The sequence below is a fragment of the Streptomyces sp. NPDC097619 genome (genome assembly GCF_040302735.1).
Lineage (GTDB): Bacteria > Actinomycetota > Actinomycetes > Streptomycetales > Streptomycetaceae > Streptomyces.
Map to the genome: position 1 here is coordinate 1 of NZ_JBEOSD010000012.1, position 20952 is coordinate 20952.

Annotated in this window: 18 protein-coding genes; 7 read left to right on the top strand and 11 right to left on the bottom strand. The window is 73.3% G+C overall.

The features are described from left to right. Positions 1-124: 124 nt before the first annotated feature. Entirely contained in the window at positions 125-199 is a 75-nt protein-coding gene (locus ABTZ17_RS36860; protein ID WP_502994603.1) for a 50S ribosomal protein bL37, read from the bottom strand. Positions 200-213: 14 nt separating this feature from the next. Then, on the bottom strand, positions 214-1020 hold the full coding sequence (locus ABTZ17_RS05490; protein ID WP_352194185.1) for an SDR family NAD(P)-dependent oxidoreductase: 807 nt from the start codon (positions 1018-1020) through the stop codon (positions 214-216). A gap of 717 nt (positions 1021-1737) precedes the next feature. Here ABTZ17_RS05490 and ABTZ17_RS05495 point away from each other — a divergent pair. Beyond that, a complete protein-coding gene (locus tag ABTZ17_RS05495; protein WP_352194186.1) occupies positions 1738-2913 on the top strand; it encodes an amidase in 1176 nt (391 codons plus the stop codon). 633 nt (positions 2914-3546) lie between these two features. Beyond that, positions 3547-4023 (top strand): hypothetical protein, encoded by a 477-nt coding sequence (locus ABTZ17_RS05500; protein WP_352194187.1) that lies wholly within the window; start codon positions 3547-3549, stop codon positions 4021-4023. 52 nt (positions 4024-4075) lie between these two features. Here the strand turns inward: ABTZ17_RS05500 and ABTZ17_RS05505 are convergent, their stop codons facing one another. The 6 genes from ABTZ17_RS05505 to ABTZ17_RS05530 form a co-directional block, all read right to left on the bottom strand. After that, positions 4076-4627 carry a hypothetical protein gene (locus ABTZ17_RS05505; protein ID WP_352194188.1) on the bottom strand — a complete coding sequence of 184 codons (552 nt, stop codon included), beginning with the start codon at positions 4625-4627 and terminating at the stop codon, positions 4076-4078. After that, a complete protein-coding gene (locus tag ABTZ17_RS05510) occupies positions 4624-4962 on the bottom strand; it encodes a hypothetical protein (RefSeq protein WP_352194189.1) in 339 nt (112 codons plus the stop codon). Before ABTZ17_RS05510 ends, ABTZ17_RS05505 begins: the two co-directional genes overlap by 4 nt. Positions 4963-5524: 562 nt before the next feature. Then, on the bottom strand, positions 5525-5692 hold the full coding sequence (locus ABTZ17_RS05515) for a hypothetical protein (protein ID WP_352194190.1): 168 nt from the start codon (positions 5690-5692) through the stop codon (positions 5525-5527). A 190-nt stretch (positions 5693-5882) separates the two neighbouring features. Further along, positions 5883-7205, bottom strand: coding sequence for a tetratricopeptide repeat protein (locus tag ABTZ17_RS05520; RefSeq protein WP_352194191.1), 1323 nt, complete (start codon positions 7203-7205; stop codon positions 5883-5885). Between the two features lie 40 nt (positions 7206-7245). Further along, positions 7246-8172 carry a hypothetical protein gene (locus tag ABTZ17_RS05525; protein WP_352194192.1) on the bottom strand — a complete coding sequence of 309 codons (927 nt, stop codon included), beginning with the start codon at positions 8170-8172 and terminating at the stop codon, positions 7246-7248. A gap of 127 nt (positions 8173-8299) precedes the next feature. Continuing rightward, positions 8300-8458: a hypothetical protein gene (locus ABTZ17_RS05530; protein WP_352194193.1), complete on the bottom strand. Its 159-nt coding sequence runs from the start codon at positions 8456-8458 to the stop codon at positions 8300-8302. A gap of 255 nt (positions 8459-8713) precedes the next feature. Between ABTZ17_RS05530 and ABTZ17_RS05535 the strand changes: the two genes are divergently transcribed. Further along, positions 8714-10039, top strand: a complete 1326-nt coding sequence (locus ABTZ17_RS05535; protein WP_352194194.1) for an NsdA family TPR-like regulatory protein — start codon at positions 8714-8716, stop codon at positions 10037-10039. 59 nt (positions 10040-10098) lie between these two features. Here the strand turns inward: ABTZ17_RS05535 and ABTZ17_RS05540 are convergent, their stop codons facing one another. Then, on the bottom strand, positions 10099-12636 hold the full coding sequence (locus ABTZ17_RS05540) for an ATP-binding protein (RefSeq protein WP_352194195.1): 2538 nt from the start codon (positions 12634-12636) through the stop codon (positions 10099-10101). Between the two features lie 341 nt (positions 12637-12977). On the opposite strand from ABTZ17_RS05540, the gene ABTZ17_RS05545 reads away from it, so the two are divergent. Both ABTZ17_RS05545 and ABTZ17_RS05550 read left to right on the top strand, forming a co-directional pair. Continuing rightward, positions 12978-14960, top strand: a complete 1983-nt coding sequence (locus tag ABTZ17_RS05545) for an APC family permease (RefSeq protein WP_352194196.1) — start codon at positions 12978-12980, stop codon at positions 14958-14960. 73 nt (positions 14961-15033) lie between these two features. Further along, the gene (locus ABTZ17_RS05550; RefSeq protein ID WP_352194197.1) at positions 15034-15207 is read left to right on the top strand and encodes a hypothetical protein; all 174 of its coding nucleotides are present in this window, start codon (positions 15034-15036) and stop codon (positions 15205-15207) included. 67 nt (positions 15208-15274) lie between these two features. Here the strand turns inward: ABTZ17_RS05550 and ABTZ17_RS05555 are convergent, their stop codons facing one another. After that, positions 15275-16717, bottom strand: coding sequence for a nucleobase:cation symporter-2 family protein (locus ABTZ17_RS05555; protein WP_502994600.1), 1443 nt, complete (start codon positions 16715-16717; stop codon positions 15275-15277). A gap of 520 nt (positions 16718-17237) precedes the next feature. Beyond that, positions 17238-17942, bottom strand: coding sequence for a helix-turn-helix domain-containing protein (locus ABTZ17_RS05560; RefSeq protein WP_352194198.1), 705 nt, complete (start codon positions 17940-17942; stop codon positions 17238-17240). A gap of 482 nt (positions 17943-18424) precedes the next feature. On the opposite strand from ABTZ17_RS05560, the gene ABTZ17_RS05565 reads away from it, so the two are divergent. Beyond that, positions 18425-20221, top strand: a complete 1797-nt coding sequence (locus tag ABTZ17_RS05565) for a nucleobase:cation symporter-2 family protein (RefSeq protein WP_352194199.1) — start codon at positions 18425-18427, stop codon at positions 20219-20221. Between the two features lie 400 nt (positions 20222-20621). After that, positions 20622-20921, top strand: a complete 300-nt coding sequence (locus tag ABTZ17_RS05570) for a hypothetical protein (protein ID WP_352194200.1) — start codon at positions 20622-20624, stop codon at positions 20919-20921. The last annotated feature ends 31 nt before the right edge of the window (positions 20922-20952 follow it).

The window sequence follows — 20952 nt, forward strand, 5'->3', positions numbered from 1 at the left end:
TCATCGTGATCGTCGCCGGCCTCTTCTTCGTGAAGGCCGCCAACTACAAGCCCTTCGTCCCGCCCGCCCAGAAACAGGAGGGCGGCTCCGGGCTCCGGGGAGGCCCGCCCCGCAGGTGGCGGTGTCAGCAGGCCGGCTTGCTGCCGTGGTTCGAGCCCTTCTTACGGCGGGTTCTCTTCTTGCGTGCGCGCTTGGACACGGTGGTTCCTCCCTTCAGACCGAGTGGCCGACGAGGAGGTCGGCGAGCTTGTTGAGGCGCTTGACCGTGCGGTCCTCGGTGGCCGCGACGGCCGGGGCGACGTGCTCGGAGCGGTCGTAGTAGGCGCCGTTGACGATCTCGGTGGCCGGGTCGCAGAGCCGTACGACGTGCCGCGCTCCCTCGGAGGCGGGTGCGCCCTCGAACCCGTAGAGCGGGAGGAGTCCCGTCTGGCAGACGCCCGGGTTCACGGAGACCGCGGTGACGCGCGGGTCGGCGGCGAACACGGTCAGGGCGAGCTGGGACTGCGCGTAGGCGGCGAGTCGCGAGTAACGGCGCACGCGCTGCGGGTCGTTCCACTGGATGGCGCCCGAACGGTGCAGGGACGAGGAGACGTTGACGACGCGGCCGCCGGGATCGCTGGTGAGAGCGGGCTCCAGCAGGTCGGTCAGCAGGTAGTGGGCGAGGAAGTTGACCTGGAAGGCGATCTCGTTGCCGTCGGCGGTGAGGGTGTGGCGCTCCGGGGCCGCGATGCCCGCGTTGTTCACGAGCGCGTGCAGGAGCGGGTGGTCACGGACCACGGCGTGAGCGAGGTGCTCCACTTCTTCCAGACGGGTGAAGTCGGCGGCGAGGGGCCGCAGGAGGGCCGCGTCGGCGCCGTCGACGGCGACGAGTCGGTCCGCGGCGGCCCGGGCCTCCTCGGGAGTGCGGCCGTGGAGGAGCACGGTGGCGCCGAGTTCGACGAGCTGCCGGGCGGTCTCGTAGCCGATGCCGGTGGTGGCTCCGGTGACGAGCACGGTACGGCCGGACAGGGATGAGGACATGTGGGATTCCTGGATGCCGGCACGCCCGAGCGGCGGCCGCCTCGGTACGGGGCGGCGGCGGTCAGGACGTGCGGTGATGGGGGATGACGCGTACGCGGCGCGGAGCGGCGCGTCGGGCGCCGTGGCGGAGTACGCGGGAACGCGGCCCGTGTCAGAGGGCCGGGTGGACAGCGGGCACCGTCGGCGGCACCGGATGCGGTGGCCGGTCGTCGTGGCGCGGACCGCGGTTCATGGCTTCATCCCAGCGCATCCCGGGCCTCGGGGGCAAGCTCCGGGCGCCACCTTGACGGGCTTCTGACGCCGCCCATCAGGACCGCGTCAGGATCCGGCCTGTGCGGGGCCCGTGGGCCCCCGTGCGGCCCCGCGTTCCTGGCGAGACGCGCGGAGGGTGTGTGCCCGACGGGGCGCAGCGCGTACTTGTCACCGTGGAGGGTGCCGGGGTCCAGGGCCGAGACCTTCGATGGGGCGGAAGCGGTCGCCGTGCAGGTGGGCGAAGAGCTCGGTGTGCCCACGTGCAGGACAGGCTCCCTGGCCGGACCGGCACCGACGGTGAACCCTACGAGTAGCGTCACCTCCCGCACCGGCCGGCATCTCGGAGGCGTTGAGAGAATGCCGCGGAGCCCTGGCGCCGGACGGACCCCTCACAGCGCACCGGGACCGACCAGCACATGCGCCGCCGGCCCCGGCACGACCGGGGCCCCGAATCGGGAGACCGGCATGACCGAACAGCACGCTCATCTCGGCCGGTCCGCAGTCGACATCGCCGGGCTCGTCAACGGAGGCGAGGTCACCGCCACAGAGCTCGTCGAGTCGGTCCTCGCCTTCGGGGCCGATCGCGACGAGCAGCTGCGCGCCTTCACCACCTGGTGGCCGCAGGAGGCCCGGGCCCGGGCCGCACGAGTCGACGCCGCCGTCGCCGACGCCCACGCCCACGCTGCCGTCGCCGACGCCGTCGGAGTGCACATGCCCCTGGCCGGGGTGCCCTTCGCCGTCAAGGGCCTTGAGGGCATCCGGTCCCCGCAGAACCTACGCCTGCTCGAAGCCGGGTGCGTGCCGGTCGGCGCGACCTCCGTCCCCGCTGCCGGAACCGCCTGGCAGACCTACGGCGTCACCGACCGGGGCCCCACCCTCAACCCCCTCGACCCCGACTGGTCCCCGGGCGGCTCATCGGCCGGCGCCGCGGCCGCCGTCGCCGCCGGCATCGTCCCCCTCGCCACCGGTTCCGACGGAGCGGGATCCGTCCGCATCCCGGCCGCCTGGTGCGCCGTCGTCGGCTTCAAGCCCACCAACGGCCTCCTCCCCGCCCGGGACCGGGCCGGGCTGAACAGCCCCGGTGTCCTCACCCGCACCGTCGCCGACGCCGCCGCCTACTTCCACACCGTCGTCCCCACCACCGCCCCGGCCACGTCCGGCCGGACCCCGCGAGTGCTGTGGAGCCCCACCCTCGGCTACGCCGACACCGACCGGGACATCGCCGTCAGCGCCCTGCGGGCCCTCCGCCGGATCAGCCGCGCGGGCCTGTGCGAGCTCGTCGACCACCCGGTGCACCTCCGCGACCCGGCTCCTGCCTGGACCGCCCTCCGCAGCGGCACCGCCGACCACCACACCGACGCCCTCCTCCGGCACAACACCCGGGTCCTGGAGGACACCTTCCAGCAGGTCGACCTCGTGGCCACTCCCACGACCCCGCACCCGCCCCACGGGCACGACGGGCCGGGCTCCCGCATGAACGTGGCCCTCACCTGGGCCTTCAACCTCTCCGGCCACCCCGCGATCACCCTCCCCGCGGGCTTCACCCCGGCCGGCGTACCCGTCGGGCTCCAGCTCGTCGCCCGCCACCACGCCGACACCACGCTCCTCGAAGCCGCGGGCGCGTTCCAGGCCCTGGGGTAGCCGAGCGGGGTCCTCCAGAACCACGCCCGGCCGCTGACTCCGCCTTCGATGTCGGCTGATCCAGCTTCGTTGTCATGCGACTCGGGCCCTACGGAGGCGTGCCGCGCTCCGAGTCGCGCCGATGGACGTCGTGTGCAGCCTGAGCCACGAACCCCGTACCGAAGGCGACCGGGCTGCCGAAGAGCAAGAGAGGACCCACGTCGGAGAGCCAGTCCCCGATCGCGAGAACAGCGACAACGTCGAGGTAGCAGACCAGGAGCAGTGCCCCTGCACCGAGCTTCGTCATCGCCCACCCCCTGTGGCCACTCCCCGTGACCACTCACCTGTGACCACCTCGCCCTGCCCAGGGCATGCCCGCTCCGTCACGGTCCGACACGACATGGCGGGCCTCGTGGTGCCCGATCCGACTCTGCTCGCTCCGGGGGGCCACCGCCCTCGGCCGGCGGGTTCACGCCAGGTCGCCGGCCCCGCACCGCGGCCGTCTCGTCGAGCCGTGTGCTCCCCCGGCCGGCAGTCGAGTCGGTCCGGCAAGCAGGCCGGGTGCGGGCCCGTGCTGTTCACCCGTCCGGTCGACACGCCGTAGCAGGCGGGGGACGATGGAGCGACGCGGGATGAGGGACGAGGAGAAGCACCATGCACCGACGCGCGCGCACCACTGCCGCAGCCGCCGCCATCGCACTGGGCGTCTCGGCGCTCGTCACGGCGCCGGCCGCGTACGCGGCCGCCCCGGCGGCCACCTGCACCGTCTCGGACCCCGACCAGGTGGAGCGGGTCACCATCGAGGGCGAGGGGTTCACGCGGGGTGAGGCCCAGCTGTCGTCGCCGACCGCTCCCGCCACCGACTTCGACGTGCCCGACGGCGGCTCCTTCCGCATCGGCAACAAGGCCGACGACCGCTACGCCATCACGCAGGGCGGTACCACCATCCCGTGCACCGGCGGTCCGGAACCCAGCGTCGGGCCCGGCACCACCTACAAGGCCGGGATCACGGCCGGCTGGGACGCCGTCAACGAGAGCTGCACGGCCAAGCCTCCGGCGTCCGCGAACGCGGCCTTCACCGACGGCTGGAACAAGGGCGCGGACGCGGCGCGCGAGGTCTTCTGCTCCTGAACCGGCCGCAGTCGGCCCGGACGGTCAGGTCCGGACGGTCAGGTCCGGACGGTCAGTCGGCGGTGCGAGCGGCGACGAAGGCGGCTGCCTCGGCCAGAGCGGCCAGCCGGTCCGCCAGGAAGTGCCACAGGTGCGGTGCGGCGACCGAGTGGCAGCGGTCGGCCACCTCCAGCGAGCCGTCCGGCTCCGGCACCACCGCCACCAAGTGGTACACGCGGCCTGTCGTGGCACTCAACGCGTAGTGGGCACCGCCGCCGTCCGTGCCGAGGCCCGTCACCACGTCCTGGACCGCCCCGGTCAGCCGGGTGGGGCGGTCGCGGGGCACGAGGTCGGCGTCGCCGAGCCACAACCCGTTGTCAAGGTCGGGGAGTTCGACGGCGGAGAAACGGGACCAGAAGGCTTCGGCAGAGGGATGCGCACCGGCCTCCCGCAGCCGGGCGGTCATGCCGGCGGCCTCCTCGGGCCCGGCCGGGACCATCCGGTGGCCGTCCGGCGCGAAGCCGTGCACGGCCTCGAAGCCGCGGTCCACGACCCCGGCGAGCCGTGCCACGTCCTCGGCCCACTGCTCCAGGTCGAAGCCGCTCCCGGGATCGACGGCGGTCACGGGCGCCTCCCCTGGTCGGCCGGGGCGGCCGGGGCGGGCACGTCAGCGGCGCGGCTCTCGTGGTGGGCGGCCGGCAGGGGGTTGTAGACGCGGTCGAGCTCGGTGAGCCTGGCCATGAGGCTCCGGGCGCCGTTCGTGAGTCGGGTCTCGGTGACAGCGCCCTTCCGCCGCCGCTCGCCCGCGGTCCGGCCGCGCTCCCCCGAAGCCCGCAGGAGGGCGGCGTCCGGCGCGGGAGTGGAGGGCCACGCCGCCCCTCGCGCCGCACTGCCGGCCGCGTGGTCGCTGCCGGTGCCGCAGCCCGCCGTGAACAGCGCGCCCGATCCGCGCACTGCCACCCGCAGCGCCACCTTGCCATGAATCAAAGGTGTCCCCGCCCCACTCCATGAAATTGTAGGTTTGTCGACTCCATTACCCATGAATACAGAGCCCGTCGGCGCCCATACCCGCCCTCACCCCGAAGCCCCGCCTCCGGCGACGCGCGGGCAGCACCCCGGCCCAGCGACTGCCGGTACGAACAGGAGAGTGAGGGCGGCCGGGACCCCAAGGGCCCAGCGCCGCCATCGACTTCGTCGCCTGCTCCCAACGGCTCCGCCATCGCTCCGGATCCCCGCCGCAGGCCCCCACAAACGCCATGACCACCGGCAGCGTGCGCAGGGCGGTCGCGAACTCCGTGACCGGACCGCCCGCCGGATCCAGTGGTTTCTCTTGGCGCCCCATTATCCCCCTGTCCATGACACGGCAGACCACCGTGACCGGCACCCCTTGTGTTCAGGAACCCAACAGGCCGTACGACCGACACGGCCAGCCTCAATTCCGCCCTTCTCCCAGGTCCGAGGAATGGCAGGCCACGGCCTGCACGCAGCCGCAGCCTGCCACCTACCCGCCGGGAAACGAGCCCTACCAGGTGGGCCCGGAGCGCGGCTGCTCAGCGGCCCTGCGGCGGCTCTCTTCCTCGACGCGCGCCTGGTACTCGGCCTCCTGCCTGGCCGTGAACTCCGCGTGCTCGCGTTCCTGACGCTCGCGCAGCTCGTTTGCGATGCGGATCTCGTCGTCACTCATCGGCATGCCGTCCTCCTCTGGCGGTGATCGGCGGCGCTGCCCGTGTCCGGTGGACGCGCGCTCCCTGGAGGGGTGGGGTGGGTCCGGAACCACCTGTGATGTAACGGACCTGACGTGGTGCCAAGCCCCACGGGCTCCGCCGAACAGCAGGTTCGCGCCGTGCGGCGTTGTTGCACAACCGCGTCCCGGGCGTGAATCAATCCGATACGTCGGACTGGTCCCTGATCCGGCGCACAAGCCGACCTGACAGGTCCGACCGGGGCTGATCCGGTCCGGGCGGGACGCGTGCGGCGGGTCGCGCGGTTCGGTCGCGCTCCCGGAAGCCGAGGCTGACGAGGGTGACCTGTTCCCCGGCGGCGAGGGGCGTTCGGCCGTGTGGGGTCGCCGCTCCGTCGAAGAGGAGGCCCTCCCCCGGTGTGAGGTCGTACTCGGTGTAGCCGTCGGGGCCGAGGAACACGGTGGTGCTGACGGTCGCGGCTGTGGCGGGCCGGCGGTGCGTGAGGCACAGGATCAGGTTGACCTCGCCGAAGCCCGACTCATCGACGTGGAAGTCGAGGAACTGGCCTGCCGCCGTGTAGCCGATGTAGACGCCGCCGTGCGGCTGCTCGACTTCCAGGCCGGTGGACCGCTTCACGACAGCGGCGAGGTCGACCTGCCCGGCGAAGCGGTTCGCGGCGTCGCCGACAGCCGCGTTCCGCTTCCCGTTGTGGAGGTAGCCGCCACCGGCCAAGACCCTCTCCGCCTCCACTGCCATCGCCTCGATCAGCTCCGCGGGGAAAGACCCGCCCTGCAGAGTGACGGGGCGCAGCAGTTGGTGTGCGGTGAGCCGGGATACGGGGTCTCGGAGGGCGGGGAATGCTTCGTTCCGGCCCTGGCGGGTCCGGGTCGTGGTGTGTGCCTGGAGCCAGGCCGTCCACTGTTCGGCCCGCTGTGCCGTCTCGTCTTCGACGTCTGTCGCGGTGAAGGAATCGGGGCCCGTCTGCTTGATCAGGAGTTCGACGTGGTCCAGGGCTGCCTGTGTGGACTCGATCAGCCCGGCCTCTCCCTTGGCGGTCCGTAGTCGCCGGGCTTCGAGCAGGTGAGTGCGGGCGGCGGTGAGGTCGCCCTGTTCCATGAGGTGTTTGCCGAGGTGTTGGAGGGCGAAGTCGAGGAGTTCGGGGTGCTGGTCGCGGGCGGCGTCCAGCGCTCGGTGGTAGAGCGAGTCGGCGGTCTGTGGATGGCCGGCGTAGCGGTAGGCGTCGCCGAGGTTGAGTTCGGTGGCGATGGCGGCCCGGGTGTTCCCGCCGGCGGTGGCCAGGTCGAGGGCCTGCCGCAGGAAGGCGAGGGCGTCGCCGGGGTCGCCCAGGGTGACCAGCCCGATACCGACCCACCGGGCCAGCATCCGGGTCCGCTCCGGGTCGTTGCCGGCGGTTGGGGCCCGGAGGTCTTCGCGCATCCCGGCGACGGCGGCTGTCAGCTGGTCGCGGTCGGTGGGGACCATGCGCAGGTGTTCGTCCTGGGCGATGAGGTGTTGGAGCACACGTCTCTCCCGTGTTCGGTGGTGGTCCCGGCGGCCCGGGTCACACCTGGTCGGTCTCGTGGCGGAGCCCGGCCAACAGGGCCTGGCCGTGCTCGGTGAAGTGCGCCGTGTGGTCTTCGAGCCGGTCCATGAGGTAGCGGACGGCCGGGAGGCCTTCGGCGTAGGCGTCCTGGAATCCCTTGCGCTCGTGGGCGGCCAGGTCGTCGCGGTCGAGTTCGGTGCGGCGGAACCTGAGGAGCCGGTTGTAGACGCACGTCGCGTGGAAGGCCCGGTCCACCTCCCAGAACTGGTTGCGGGCCACCCCTTGCGCGGCACGCCACGCTATCTCGATCTTGGGTGAGGTCCGGGAGGAGTACCCCTGGACGAAGACCGGATGTTGCAGCACGTGGAAGCTGACCGACTGGTGAACGGCTTCGTGGAGCAGGTTCTCCGCGAGGAAGAGGCCGGAGGGCTCCGTGTCGACGGTGTTCGGGGGGATGTGGTGCCGGGCCTTCTCGGAGAACACGATCACGTAGGGCAGCGCGGGGTCGCTGGAGCTGGTCAGGGAAGCGGCGGCCGTCCCGGGCTTGACGCCCACCCACAACAGGGCCCGGACGAACTCCCGCACCCGGGAGAAGTCCTCGGGGTGGGCCGCGGCCAGCCTCTCCAGGGCCTGCGTCAGCGCCTCACGGCGCTCCGGGGTGTGTTTCAGGATCGAGTAGTCGGTGAGGTTGATCTCCGACGCGATCGCCGGAGGCAGGTCGTCGTCGAGCCAGTCGAAGCAGGCCCCGGCAACCCGGACCCGGTCACTGCGCAGCGTGCGGGCGTGCTCGGCGTAGGGCGCTCCGGTTTTCACCAGCTTCTCCATCAGCGCGAACGGGATGGCCCACTCGGCGCCCTCCTCGCGCAGGCGGGTCAGGGAAGGGTCGTTGCGATCGAGGTCGAACAAGGAGCCGGACTCGACTCGGGTGGGGATGGTGGTCAACACGATGGACTCCTCTGGTGTGCGGCGCGCGCCGGTGGTGCTCGGGAGGGGGCGGGTCGGCCCCGGGACGCGGTTCCCGGGGCCGACCCGCCCGACCGTCATCGAGACGGCGTCAGGTCACGGTCAGGGCTCAGAGCGCGGGCCGCTCCGGCTCGAAGACGCCGTCGGGGACGGAGTGGTCCAGGCGACGCGTCAGCGACTCCACGCCCGTCTTCGGTTCGAACACGCCGTCGGGGACCGAGTGGTCCAGGCGGCGCGTCAGGTCCTCGACATCGACACGCTGGGTCATGGGGCTGTCCTTTCGGTGATGTGGTTGCGGATGCGCCCTCGACGGCCTCCCGCGGAGGAAGCCGGGCGTCTCGGGCGGTGATCGAACCCGTCCGGTTGCGCCCGATCTCCGTCCCCTTGTGGGAGGAACACGGCGGGGCATGACGAGTACACCGCCAACTCACGCCCGAAACATAGGCGTTGGCCGTTGTCTCGGGGTTGTCCCGCCCGCACGCGCGGTAGTCTGCCCGTCACTGCGGATGATGGGATGAGAGGCGTGGACGATCCGATCCGGCACCCCCTCGCCTACGCCCGCACCCTGCGCGGCTGGTCCCAGACCGACCTGGTGGCCCGGCTGCACCGCGCCGCCGCGACGCGGCCGGAAGGTCTCCGCTCCGGCGTCGACAAGACGGCCGTCAGCAGGTGGGAAAACGGCCGCAAGACGCCGACCCTCGAATCCCGCCTCCTCCTGGCGGACGCCTTCGACGTGCCGATCTCCGACCTGGAGCGGTACCCCTGGCCCCACTGGCTCCCTGGCCGTGACGACCCGACCCCGCTCGGGGCGGCGTACACCGTCCAAGCACTACGAGACGCACAGAGAGCCGCAATGGACCGCGAACGTCGAACCTTCCTCACCTACAGCGCCCTCGCCCTCGCCGGCCTGGCCTCCCAATGGGCCACCCTCGAACCCGAACGCCTCACCACCGCCCTCGCGGGCAAACGCGTCGACACCGACCTCGTCGACTGGCTGGAAGAGACCAGCGCCCGGCTCACGGCGCTGCCCACCGAACAGCGCCAGCACACCATCAAGCTGCTGGACGCCCACCTGGCGACCGTCACCGACCTGCTGGAAGACGCCCGCTACAGCGAGCCCGTCGGCACCCGCCTGCATCTCCTCGCCGCCTCTCTGGCCGGCACCTGCGGCTGGTACCGCTTCGACCAGGGCCACCACTACGCCGCGGGCAAACTGTGGAACGCGGCCCTCACCAACGCCCACACCGCCCGAAACCGCGACCTCGGAGCCGGGGTCCTCTCCGACTTCGCCTACCAGTCCATCTGGCTCGGTCAGCCCGCCACCGCCGTCGAACCGCTCAGCCAGGCCCTCATCCACACCCGCCACCCCACGGCCCGCTCCCTGCTGCACCTGCGACGGGCCCGCGCCCACGCGGCCCTGGGAAACGCGACCGACTGCCACCGCGATCTCACCGCCGCCGAGAACTCGCTCCTGACCGACTCCCCCGACCCCGCCCCCGGGTGGTGCCGGTGGATGAGCACCGCGGACCTCGCCGTGGACTCCGGCCAGTGTCTCCTGGACCTGGGCCGAACCGACGAAGCCCGACACCTCATCGAGCAGGGCCTGAACCTGCTCCCTCGGACCCGGGACAAGACCCGCGGAGTGTTCCGCACCTACGAGGCCCGCAGCCTCCTCAAGGCCGGCGAAGTCGACCAGGCCCTCGCGGTCGGCACCGAGTCCCTCGACCTCGCCACCCGCATCGGCGCCGACCGCTGCGTCACCCTCGTCCGCGAACTCGCGCCCGGCTTCGCGCCGTACCGATCCGTGGACGGCGTACCCGAATTCCTCGAACGCCTCAGAACAGCCTGACCCCCCGAGCAACGGCCGCACCCACAACTCCCGTGCGCCCGGGCCCGGCGATTGTCAGGTCACCGCGCTCGTCGGCAGGTGCGGGGGACCGGGGGGCCCTCGCCCGCGCGGGGCAGGGTGATGACCATGGTGAGGCCGCCGCCGGGGGTGTCCTCGGCGGTGAGGGTGCCGCCGACGGCCTCGGTGAAGCCGCGGGCGACGGCGAGGCCCAGTCCGACGCCGGCGCCCCGCGGGGCGTCTCCGTGGCGTTGGAAGGGTTCGAAGATGCGGGCCTTGGCCTCGTCGGGGACGCCGGGGCCGCGGTCGACCACGCGGAGTTCGACCCGGTCGGCGAGGGCGCTGGCGGTGACGTGGACGGGCTGTCCGGGCGGGCTGTACTTGACGGCGTTCTCGACGATGTTGGCGACGGCCCGTTCCAGGAGGCCGCGGTCGACGGCGACCATGGGCAGGGTCTCCGGGATGTCGAGGGCGATGCCGTCCTCGGGGAGGCCGCCGAGGGCCATCGGGACCACCTCGTCGAGGTCGGTCTCCCGGATGAGGGGTGCGACGGTCCCGGTGTTGAGGCGGGACATGTCGAGGAGGTTGCCGATGAGGGCGGCGAGCCGGTCGGCCCCGTCCTCGATGCCTTCGAGGAGTTCCGCGCGGTCCTCCTCGGACCATTCCACGTCGGCGGAGCGCAGCGAGCTGACGGACGCCTTGATGCCGGCGAGCGGGGTCCGCAGGTCGTGGCTGACGGCGGCCAGCAGCGCGGTGCGGATGCGGTTCGCCTCCGCGAGCCCACGGGACCTCGCGGCCTCGTCCCTGAGGCGCTGCCGGTCCAGGACGACCACGGCCTGGGCGGCGAACGCGCCGAGGACCCGGCGGTCCTCGGCGGGCAGGACCCGGCCGCTGAGGGCGAGCGCCATGTGGTCGCCCATGGGCAGGTCGACGTCGGCGTCCTCGGGTCTGGCCACCGGGTCGGGGCCGACGGCCGCGGCCGTGGTCCAGGGCTCCACCTCGCCCGCGCGTTCCAGCAGGACCACGGAGCGCATCCCGAAGGTCTCGCGGAGGCGTTCGAGGAGGGCGGGCAGGGAGTCCTCGCCGCGCAGGACGCTGCCCGCGAGGAAGGAGAGGATCTCGGACTCGGCGCGCAGCCGGGCCGCCTGGTGGGTGCGGCGGGCCGCCAGGTCCACCACGGAGGCCACGGAGACGGCCACGCCGATGAAGATGACGATGGCGACGATGTTCTTCGGGTCGGAGACCGTCAGCCGGTGCAGCGGCGGGGTGAAGAAGTAGTTCAGCAGCAGGGAGCCGAAGGCCGCCGAGGCCAGCGCGGGCAGCAGACCACCGAGGAGGGCGGCCGCGACCGTGCACGTGAGGAACAGCAGCATGTCGTTGGCGAGCCCGAGGTCGGGCACGAGGTTGCTGAGCAGGACGGCCAGCACGGCCGGGCCGACGACTCCGGCGGCCCAGCCCCACAGGATGCGGGAACGACCGAGGCGGGCGCCGCGGGCCACGGGCAGACCGCGGCCCTTGGCCGCCTCGTCGTGGGTGACGATGTGGACGTCGAGGTCGGGACCGGATTCCCGGGCCACGGTGGCGCTGACGCCGGGGCTGAGGACGGACTGCCAGGAGCGGCGGCGGCTGACGCCGAGGACGACCTGGGTGGCGTTGCAGCCGCGGGCGAAGGCGAGCAGCGCCTCGGGCACGTCGTCGCCTATGACGTGGTGGAAGGTGCCCCCGAGTCCTTCGACCAGGGTGCGTTGGACGGCCAGTTCCTTCGGGGAGACCGAGGTCAGGCCGTCGCTGCGGGCGATGTACACGGCGAGGACCTCGCCGCCCGCGCCCTTCTCGGCGAGCCGGGCGGCCCGGCGGATCAGGGTGCGGCCCTCCGGGCCGCCGGACACGCCGACGACGATGCGTTCGCGGGCCTGCCAGGTGGAGCGGATGTCGTGCTCGCCCCGGTATTCGCGCAGGTACTCGTCCACCCGGTCGGCGACCCACAGCAGGGCGAGCTCGCGGAGGGCGGTCAGGTTGCCCGGCCGGAAGTAGTTGGAGAGGGCAGCGTCGACCTTGTCGGGCCGGTAGACGTTGCCGTGGGCCATCCGGCGGCGCAGGGCCTGCGGGGACATGTCGACCAGTTCGATCTGGTCGGCCCGCCGGGCCACCTCGTCGGGGACGGTCTCCCGCTGCCGGACCCCGGTGATGGACTCCACCACGTCGCCGAGGGATTCCAGGTGCTGGATGTTGACGGTGGAGACCACGTCGATGCCCGCGCGGAGGAGTTCCTCCACGTCCTCCCACCGCTTGGCGTTGCGGGAGCCCGGCACGTTGGTGTGGGCGAGCTCGTCCACGAGGACCACGGCGGGCCGGCGGGCGAGGATGGCCTCGACGTCCATCTCGGTGAACACCGTTCCCCGGTACTCCAGTTCGCGCCGTTCGACGAGTTCCAGGCCGTGCAGCATCACCTCGGTGCGGGGCCTGCCGTGGTGCTCGACGAAGCCGACGACGCAGTCGGTGCCCCGTTCGACCCGGCGGTGCGCCTCGGAGAGCATCGCGTACGTCTTGCCGACGCCCGGGGCCGCGCCGAGGTAGATGCGGAGCTTGCCGCGTCCCATGTCCGGACTCTTCTTCTTCCTGATCGGTGCCCGCCGGCGGGGACCGGCGGGTAGGGAACCAGCCAACCCCGCCCTCTTCCTTCCGTGGTGCCGCCTTGACGGGGTCCATACGGGGGCGCGGCGCTTCTTGACGCTTCCCTGACGGGGGTCGCGGCACCGCCATGACCATGGCCGTCCGTCCACGTGTCCATCGGCGTAGGCGCCGCCGTCGGCAGGGCTTCGGTGTCAAAGGCGCGTGAAGACCGGCGGCACGGCCGTATGGAGAGCGCCAAGGAGTCTGGCGGGGCGGTCCCGCCGCGCGGACGCTGTCCTCACCTTGTCCCACGGAGGAACCACCGAAGATGTCCACGCACCTGCGCAAGCCGAAGGCCGCCGACCCCGACTCCGCCCCCGGGGCGGAGGAACCCCCTGATACCGGCGCCCCGACCGACCCCACCGACCCGACCGACCCGACCGACACCCGTCTCGCGAGCGGGCGTGCCTCCGTCGCGGAGGGCGGCGACCGGCACCGGTTGACCGCGCTCCAGGGGCTGGCCGCCCTCTCCCTGGACGCGATGGCCTCGGTGGCGTACGGGCCGGAGGCCATCGTGCTGGTGCTGACCGCGGCCGGGGCGTACGGACTCGGCTTCACCCTCCCCGTGACCTTGGCGATCGCCGCGCTCCTCGCGGTCCTGGTGGCCTCCTACCGGCAGGTCATCGCGGCCTTCCCCGACGGCGGCGGCTCCTACGCCGTGGCCAAGCGCCACCTGGGGCGCCGTACGAGCCTGGTGGCGGCGGCCTCCCTGGTCCTGGACTACGTGCTGAACGTGGCCGTGTCCGTGACGGCCGGCGTGGCCGCCCTGACCTCGGCCTTCCCCGCCCTGTACGGGGACCGGGTGTGGCTCTGCCTGGGCGTGCTGGTGCTGGTCACGGCGGTGAACCTGCGCGGGGTGGTCGACTCCGCGAAGGCGTTCCTGGTGCCGACGGTCGTGTTCGTCGGGTCGATCCTGACCATGGTGGTCGTCGGGCTCCTCCGGGACGGGCCCGTGAGCACCGCCTCCGCCGAAGGCCACGCCTCGGCGCTGGGCGACGGGGCGACGGCCGTGGGCGCCCTCCTGCTCCTGAAGGCGTTCGCGGCCGGGTGCTCGGCGCTGACGGGCGTGGAGGCCGTGGCGAACGCGGTGCCGTCGTTCCGGGCTCCGGCGGCGCGCCGGGCGCAGCGCACCGAGGTCGCGCTCGGCGCGCTGCTCGGGGTGATGCTGATCGGGCTGTCGCTGCTCATCGGGCGGTTCCACCTCCGGCCGGTGGAGGGCGTGACCGTGCTGGCGCAGCTCGCGGACGCCTCGTTCGGCCACAACCTCGCTTTCTACGTGGTGCAGTTCGCCACGATGGTGCTGTTGGCGTTGGCCGCGAACACCTCCTTCGGCGGGCTGCCCGTCCTGATGGCCCTGCTGGCCCGGGACAACCACCTGCCCCACGTCTTCGCCCTGAAGGCCGACCGGCAGGTGCACCGGCACGGGGTGCTCGCCCTGGCGCTGGTCTCGGCGGTGCTGCTGGCGGTGTCGGGCGGCGACACGAACGCCCTGGTGCCGCTCTTCGCGATCGGTGTGTTCGTCGGCTTCACGATCTGCCAGGTGGGGATGGTGCGGCACTGGTACGGGGAACGGCCCCGCGGGTGGCGGGCGAAGGCGGTGCTGAACGGGTGCGGCGCCCTGCTGACCGGGGTGTCGGCGCTGGTGGTCACCGCCACGAAGTTCACCGAGGGCGCGTGGCTGATCGTGCTGGCGCTGCCGTTGCTGGTCCTCGGTTTCGAGCGGGTGCACGGGGCGTACGCGACGATCGGGGACCGCCTGGAGCTGGGCCGGGTCCCGGACCGACCTCGGGGTGCCCGCTCGCTGGTGGTCGTACCCGTCTCCGGTCTGTCCCTGCTGACCGGTCGGGCCCTGACGGCGGCGCGGTCGCTGGGGGACGAGGTGGTCGCGGTGACCGTCACGCACCCTTCTCCCGAGGACCGTCGGGGCGCCGAAGCCCTGCGGCGCGACTGGGAGTTGTGGAATCCCGGGGTGGATCTGGTCGAACTGTACCCGGAGAGTCGGTCGTTGGGCCGGCCCGTGGCGGCGTACGTGCGCGGGCTGGTGCGGAGCAGGCCGGACGCGCAGGTCACCGTGCTGATCCCGGAGGCGGAGCCGGCGCGGCTGTGGCAGCGGCTGTTGCAGAACCAGCGGGGCGCGGTGGTGGCCCGGGCCGTCCGCCGGGACACGGACGCGGTGATCTGCCGGCTGCGGTTCCGGCTCACGGCGGACGCGCCGTCGCCGCGGCCGACCCGTGCGGATGTCGGGCGCTGATCCGCGTCAAGACACCGTCAGGAATCCCGTCGGCCCCTTGCCCCGGGGGGCGGGCCGACGGGATTCTCTGCACGTGACCGTTGACTGGCGTCCCGACCGCGGCATCCGCCGGACCGTGCTCGTCCTGGCGGCGGCCGGTGCGGTGCTGTTCGCCGCCGGCGCGGCCCTCGACGCGATGTGGCTGCTCGGCATCGGGGTGTGGGCGGCGATCACCGCGATCGGGATGGAGCTGGTCTACCGGCCGTGACCGCGGCTCGGGCCCCGCCCGGTCGACCCCTGCCCCGGTCGGGCCTTGCCCAGGTCGGGCCCTGCCGTCAGTGCACCGGGTGGGCGGCGGGTATCCGCGGCTCCTCCTGCGCGGCCTTCCCGCGGCCCAGGTGGTTGAAGGCGAGGTTGAGCAGGACGGCGGCGGCGCAGCCGGTGCTGATGCCGGAGTCCAGGATGATGCGGGCGCCTTCGGGGAAGGCGTGGTAGAAGTCCGGGGCCGCCACCGGCACGAGTCCGACGCCCAGCGAGATCGCGACGATGAGGACGTTGTCCCCGCGTTCGAGGGCCGCGGTCACGAGGGTCTGGATGCCGCTGGCCGCGACCGTGCCGAAGAGGGCGATGCCGACGCCGCCGAGGACGGGCTGCGGGATGAGGGCGACGAGCGAGGCGAGGACGGGGCAGAGTCCGAGCAGGATCAGGATGCCGCCGGCGGCGGCCACGACGAAGCGGCTTCGGACCTTCGTGATGGCGACGAGTCCGACGTTCTGGGCGAAGGCGCTGGCGGCGAAGCCGTTGAAGAAGGGGCTGACCGCGGTGCCGAGGGCGTCGGCGCGGAGTGCGGCGGCGAGGGTCTTCTCGTCGGCCGGGCGCTCGACGATCTCCCCGAGGGCGAGGACGTCGGCGGTGGACTCGGTCATCGAGACCAGCATGACCACGCACATGGAAATGATGGCCGCGACCGCGAACTGGGGTGCGCCGAAGTGGAACGGGGTGGGGAAGCCGATCAGGTCGGCGTCGCCGACCCCGCTGAAGTCGGCCAGGCCCAGGGGCAGGGCGACGAGGGTGCCGATCACGAGCCCCAGGAGGATGGCGATCTGCTTGAGGAAGCCGGTGAGCAGGCGTCGGAGCACGACGGTGATGAGCAGGCTCAGGCCGGCCAGGCCGATGTTGGCGAGGCTGCCGTAGTCGTCGGCCTGGCGGTTGCCGCCCTGGGACCAGTTGAAGGCGACCGGCAGCAGGGAGACACCGATGAGGGTGATGACGGTCCCGGTGACCACCGGTGGGAAGAAGCGGATGAGCTTGCAGAACCAGGGGGCGAGCAGGAAACCGAAGATCCCGGCCACGATCACGGCGCCGTAGATGACCGGCAGGGCGTCCTCGGGGCCCTCCGCCTTCGCGATCGCGAGCATCGGGGCGACGCCCGCGAAGGACACCCCGTTGATGAAGGGGAGCCGGGCTCCGACCTTCCAGAAGCCGATGGTCTGGAGGAGGGTGGCGATTCCGGAGGTGAACAGGCTGGCGCTCATGAGGAAGGCGATCTCGGCGGTGGACAGTCCCACCCCGATGCCGACGACCAGCGGCGGGGCGACCACCCCGGCGTACATGGCGGCCACGTGCTGGAGGCCGGCGCCGATCAGCTTGCCCGGCGGCAGGGTCTGGTCGACGGGATGCTTCGCCTCGGTGGCGGGGCCGGCGGGGGCGTTGTCGCCGAGGGGGGTGTCGCCGGGGGTGGCGCCGGGGGTCGGCTCGTGGTCTTCGGGCTCGGGCACGGGACTTCTCCTGGGAAGCGCGGGTGGACGGACCGACGGACGGGCACGACGGCAGGCGTGACCGGCCGACCGGCGCGGTCGGAATCGAGGAAGACGGATGCGGGGGGGGCGGACACGCAGCCGTACGGCCACGTGACCGTGCGGCTGCGCGGCTGTGCGGCTGTGCGGCTGTGCGGAATCGCGACCGGTACGGGACGGGTACCGGTCCGGACCGCCTCGCGGTGGCGCGGCCCGGACGGGGGCGCGCCACTGTCCGGGAACCGGCACGAGCGGGGCCGGGATCCGGGAACGAGCGGGAAGGAGCGGGAGGTGCGGGCGCGGGCGGCGGGTGACGGCGGCCGGAGCGGGGATCGTGTCCCCCGGCGGGGAGCCGTCGGGCGGGAACCGCTCACCGTCCGGTCCACGGGACGGGGCTGCGGCACCGGTGCGGCCCGGGCCGGATCAGTTCCTCACGCTTTCATGGTTCTGTCAAGAACCGGCCATCCGGGTCGGGTTCAGGCCGCACGGGACGGTCGCGCGGTCAGGCGGCGGAGTCCCGGAGGGCCTGCCACAGGTGCGCGTCGATCCGGTCCAGGAAGGCGACGGCCCGCAGTTCGGCGTCCGTCGCCCGGGCGGTGTCGCCGGCCTCCGCCTCGGCCTGGAGCCGCTGGTAGGCGTCGTGCAGCAGGCCGAGGGCGCGTTCGAGCAGGTGGGCCTCGACGGGGACCAGCCGGTGCAGGGCGCGCAGGTGATGGGGCCACCAGCCGGTGACCGCCTCCCGCACCATGATCCGGACCTTGCCGGTCAGACCGCAGGCGGCCACGTACACGGCGGGCGGGGGCCGCAGGGCCGCCACCATTCCGGCGGTCTGCTCGGCCGTTCCGCGCCAGCGGTTGCGGGCCTCGGCCTCCAGGTAGCGGTGCTGGGGCAGCCCGGTCGCGGCCGCGGCCTCCGCCGGGGTCAGTCCCGCGACGGTCCGGCATTCGAGCAGGGTGCGGGGTTCCCCGACCAGGTCGGCGGGGGCGCACCAGAGGGCGGCGGCGAGGGCCTCGACCTCGTCGGGTCGGGGGTGCGCCCGGCCTTGTTCCCAGTCGGTGATCAGGGCCGGGTGCAGGGGGCGGCCCCGGTAGGCCGCGACGGCCCAGGCCACTTGACCGGTGGTCAGGCCGAGTTGTCCGCGGACGGCGGCGAGGCGGTGGGGGTCGAGCGGGGGCAGGGCGGCCGGGTGGTGATCCGTGGAAGACATGGGGCGACACGGTAGGGAGCCGCACCGGCTCCGCCAAGGGCCGCGGGGGACCGGCACGGGGCGGGGCTCGGGTGGACAAGGGCGAATACGGGCAGGTCGGGTGGGGCCGCCATCGTCCGCGCGGACCCGGAATCGGTTCTCGGCAACCGCCGTTGACCTGCTGTTTCGCCGGAAACGGGCGGATCCTCAGAGGCGCCCTCGCCATCGATCTTCGTCAGTTCCTCCGAAGTCCGGGGAATTCGTGGGCTTCCGCTTGGGGGAGTTGACGGAACGGTGGCGGGCTTCCTAGAGTCCCGCCGAGTCCACAGCGGAATTCACTTTCCGTATCTCGGAACCCATGCGGAGGGCCCCACCCCGTGCCGCCCGCATCCCGGTTCCTCCCCGTTCGTCGGTGCGGGTCCGTCCCCCGCACCGCCGCAGCCGTACGCGGTACGTCGTCCCCGCACACGCACCTCCGCCGTCACGCCCATCGAAGGACGCCCATGCGCCCCCGCGCCCGCCGCGGCCCCCACCGCGCCGAAGACCAGCCCACCCCCAGACCCCCGGCCGCCTCGGACCCCACCGGCGACGAACCGCATCCGGTGGACGAACTCCTGCCCGTCCGGCGCCTGTTGCCCGCCGCCCTCCAGCACGTCGCCGGCATGTACGCCGGCATCGCGGCCCCTCCCCTGATCATCGGCGGAGCGCTGGGACTGTCCGCCGCCCACCTCTCCGCCCTGCTCTCGGCCGCCTTGCTGTGCGCCGGTCTGGCCACCGTCGCACAGACCCTCGGCCTGCGGGGCATCGGCTCCCGCCTGCCCCTGACCGGCGGAGTCTCCTTCGCCGTGGTCTCACCACTGCTCGCCCTCACCGACTCCGAACCGGAGAACGCCCTCCCCCTGGCCTTCGGGGCCTCGCTGGTGGCCGGACTCGCGGGCCTCCTCCTCGCCCCCGTCTTCACCCGGCTGCTGCGCTGGTTCCCCCCGCTGGTCAGCGGCAGCGTCATCACCCTCATCGGGCTGTCCCTGCTGCCCGTGGCCGCCGGCTGGGCCCGCGGCGGCGACCCGGACTCCCCGGACTTCGGCTCGGCCTCCGACCTCGCGCTGGCCGGCGGCACCCTCGCCGTCACCCTGGCCCTGCACCGGCTGCTCAGCGGCCGGTTCCTCGGCCGGATCGCCGTCCTGCTGGGCATGGCGGTGGGCACCCTCATGGCCGTGCCCATGGGCAAGGTCGGACTCGAACCCCTCCGCCAGGCACCGCTGTTCGCCCTCCCCGAGCCCTTCGCCTTCGGCGCCCCGCAGTTCCAGGGCGCGGCGATCGCCACCGCCCTGGTGGTGATGCTGGTGTCGATGACGGAGTCGACCGCCTCCCTCATGGCGCTCGGGGCCGTGGTCGGTCGTCCCGCCGACGGCCGCACCGTCGCCGGCGGCCTCCGCGCCCAGGGCGCCGCCACCGCCCTGGGCGCGGTCCTCGGCTCCTTCATGACGACCACCTACGCGCAGAACGTGGGCCTGGTCGCGTTCAGTCGGATCCGCAGCCGCTGGGTGGTCACCTGCTGCGGGGCGATCCTGGTCCTGATGGGACTCGTCCCGGTGCTCGGTTCCCTGGTGGCCCTCGTCCCGCTGCCCGTCCTCGGCGGGGCGGCCGTGGTCTTCTTCGGTTCCGTCGCCGTCACCGGGATCCGCACCCTGGCCAAGGCGGCCCTGGGCACCGGGCACAACGGTCTGATCGTCTCCGTGACGCTCGCCTTCGGCCTGTTCCCGATCGCCCAGCCCGATCTCTACGCGCGGCTGCCGGAGCCCCTGTCCACCGTCCTCGGTTCCGGGGTCACCGCAGGCTGCCTGGTGGCGGTCCTCCTCAACGTCCTGCTCAACCACCTCGGTCGGGGCACGGAGGCCGACGAGGACCACGTCCCGGACGCCGTACCGACCCCGCGGCCCGCCGCACCGACGTCCCCGGGCGGCCCGCCCGGGGACCCGTCCTGGTCGGCTTTCACGCCACGGGATCCGGCCCGCCACGGAGCCGTGCCGCCCGCACCGCACCCCGGGAACGGCGGTCCCGGACCGTACGGCCCCGGCCCGGGCGTACCGTACGGCGGCCCCTATCGTCCGGCGCCCCGGCCCGGGGGCGGACTCCCCCACCTGGACCCCGAGGCCGTCCGCGCCGCGCTCCTGGAGCAGAACGGCACGGGAGACGGGACGGAGAGCGGGACAGGAGACGGGAGGGAGTGGGGTCCCGGGCCTGGCGGAGCACCGGCTTCGAGGCCGGACGGCCGGGGATTCCCCCCGCCCAGCTGGTGAAGTGCCGAAGGAACCACGGCGGAGGTGCCCCTGCGCCGCCGGTCCTCCAGGAGGTCGGGTGGTCGGGGGCTCCCGGAGCGCGTCCGGGGCGATCGCGCCGGATGCGCCCCGCGACGGCCCCCCGTCGGCCGGATCACGGCTCCGCGGCCCAGCTCGCGCCGCATTCCGCCGCTCCTTCCGCCGGCCCTTGCCGGGAGCCCCGCCCGTGGGCGTTCATGGGACGGATGGGAACCGCCCCGCCGCCGCTGGACCGCACGGTCCCGGCAGGTCCACCGGGGCACCCCCTCCACCGGCACCCCCGGTGCCCGCAGTCCCCCGCCCCGTCCCCTTCTCCGCACCGCTGCCCTCCCCCCACCACTCCACCCCTCCCTGCCCGCCCGTCCGCCCAGAGGTGATCCGCATGTCCGTCCGCACCGTCTACTCGGTCGAGGTCCCCATGGTCTCGACCGACCGCGGAAGGAGCGGCTCCCACGTGTTCACGGGCCACGCCGACGACGCCCGCCAGGCCCTGGAGGCGGCCCGCGCCGCCTGGCACCGGGCCCAGGAGCACCTGGCCGCGGGCCGCGACGTGCCCCGGGCGGCGGGGTTCGGCTGGAGCGCCCGGGGCGTACGGGCCGGCTGGTCCCCCGACTGGGGCCGGGCCACGGCCCGGCCCCGCTCCCCGGGATCCCTGGCGGCGTCGTTCGGCACCCCACGCTGACCCGAACCGCTCCACGAGCCGACCCACGCGT

What these genes read in the sequence shown, in the direction of transcription:
- ABTZ17_RS05570 (WP_352194200.1), top strand. Translation starts at nt 20,622, where the DNA reads ATGTCCGTCCGCACCGTCTACTCGGTCGAGGTCCCCATGGTCTCGACC.
- ABTZ17_RS05565 (WP_352194199.1), top strand. Translation starts at nt 18,425, where the DNA reads ATGCGCCCCCGCGCCCGCCGCGGCCCCCACCGCGCCGAAGACCAGCCC.
- ABTZ17_RS05560 (WP_352194198.1), bottom strand. Translation starts at nt 17,942, where the DNA reads ATGTCTTCCACGGATCACCACCCGGCCGCCCTGCCCCCGCTCGACCCC.
- ABTZ17_RS05530 (WP_352194193.1), bottom strand. Translation starts at nt 8,458, where the DNA reads ATGACCCAGCGTGTCGATGTCGAGGACCTGACGCGCCGCCTGGACCAC.
- ABTZ17_RS05490 (WP_352194185.1), bottom strand. Translation starts at nt 1,020, where the DNA reads ATGTCCTCATCCCTGTCCGGCCGTACCGTGCTCGTCACCGGAGCCACC.
- ABTZ17_RS05540 (WP_352194195.1), bottom strand. Translation starts at nt 12,636, where the DNA reads ATGGGACGCGGCAAGCTCCGCATCTACCTCGGCGCGGCCCCGGGCGTC.
- ABTZ17_RS05495 (WP_352194186.1), top strand. Translation starts at nt 1,738, where the DNA reads ATGACCGAACAGCACGCTCATCTCGGCCGGTCCGCAGTCGACATCGCC.
- ABTZ17_RS05515 (WP_352194190.1), bottom strand. Translation starts at nt 5,692, where the DNA reads ATGCCGATGAGTGACGACGAGATCCGCATCGCAAACGAGCTGCGCGAG.
- ABTZ17_RS05545 (WP_352194196.1), top strand. Translation starts at nt 12,978, where the DNA reads ATGTCCACGCACCTGCGCAAGCCGAAGGCCGCCGACCCCGACTCCGCC.
- ABTZ17_RS05500 (WP_352194187.1), top strand. Translation starts at nt 3,547, where the DNA reads ATGCACCGACGCGCGCGCACCACTGCCGCAGCCGCCGCCATCGCACTG.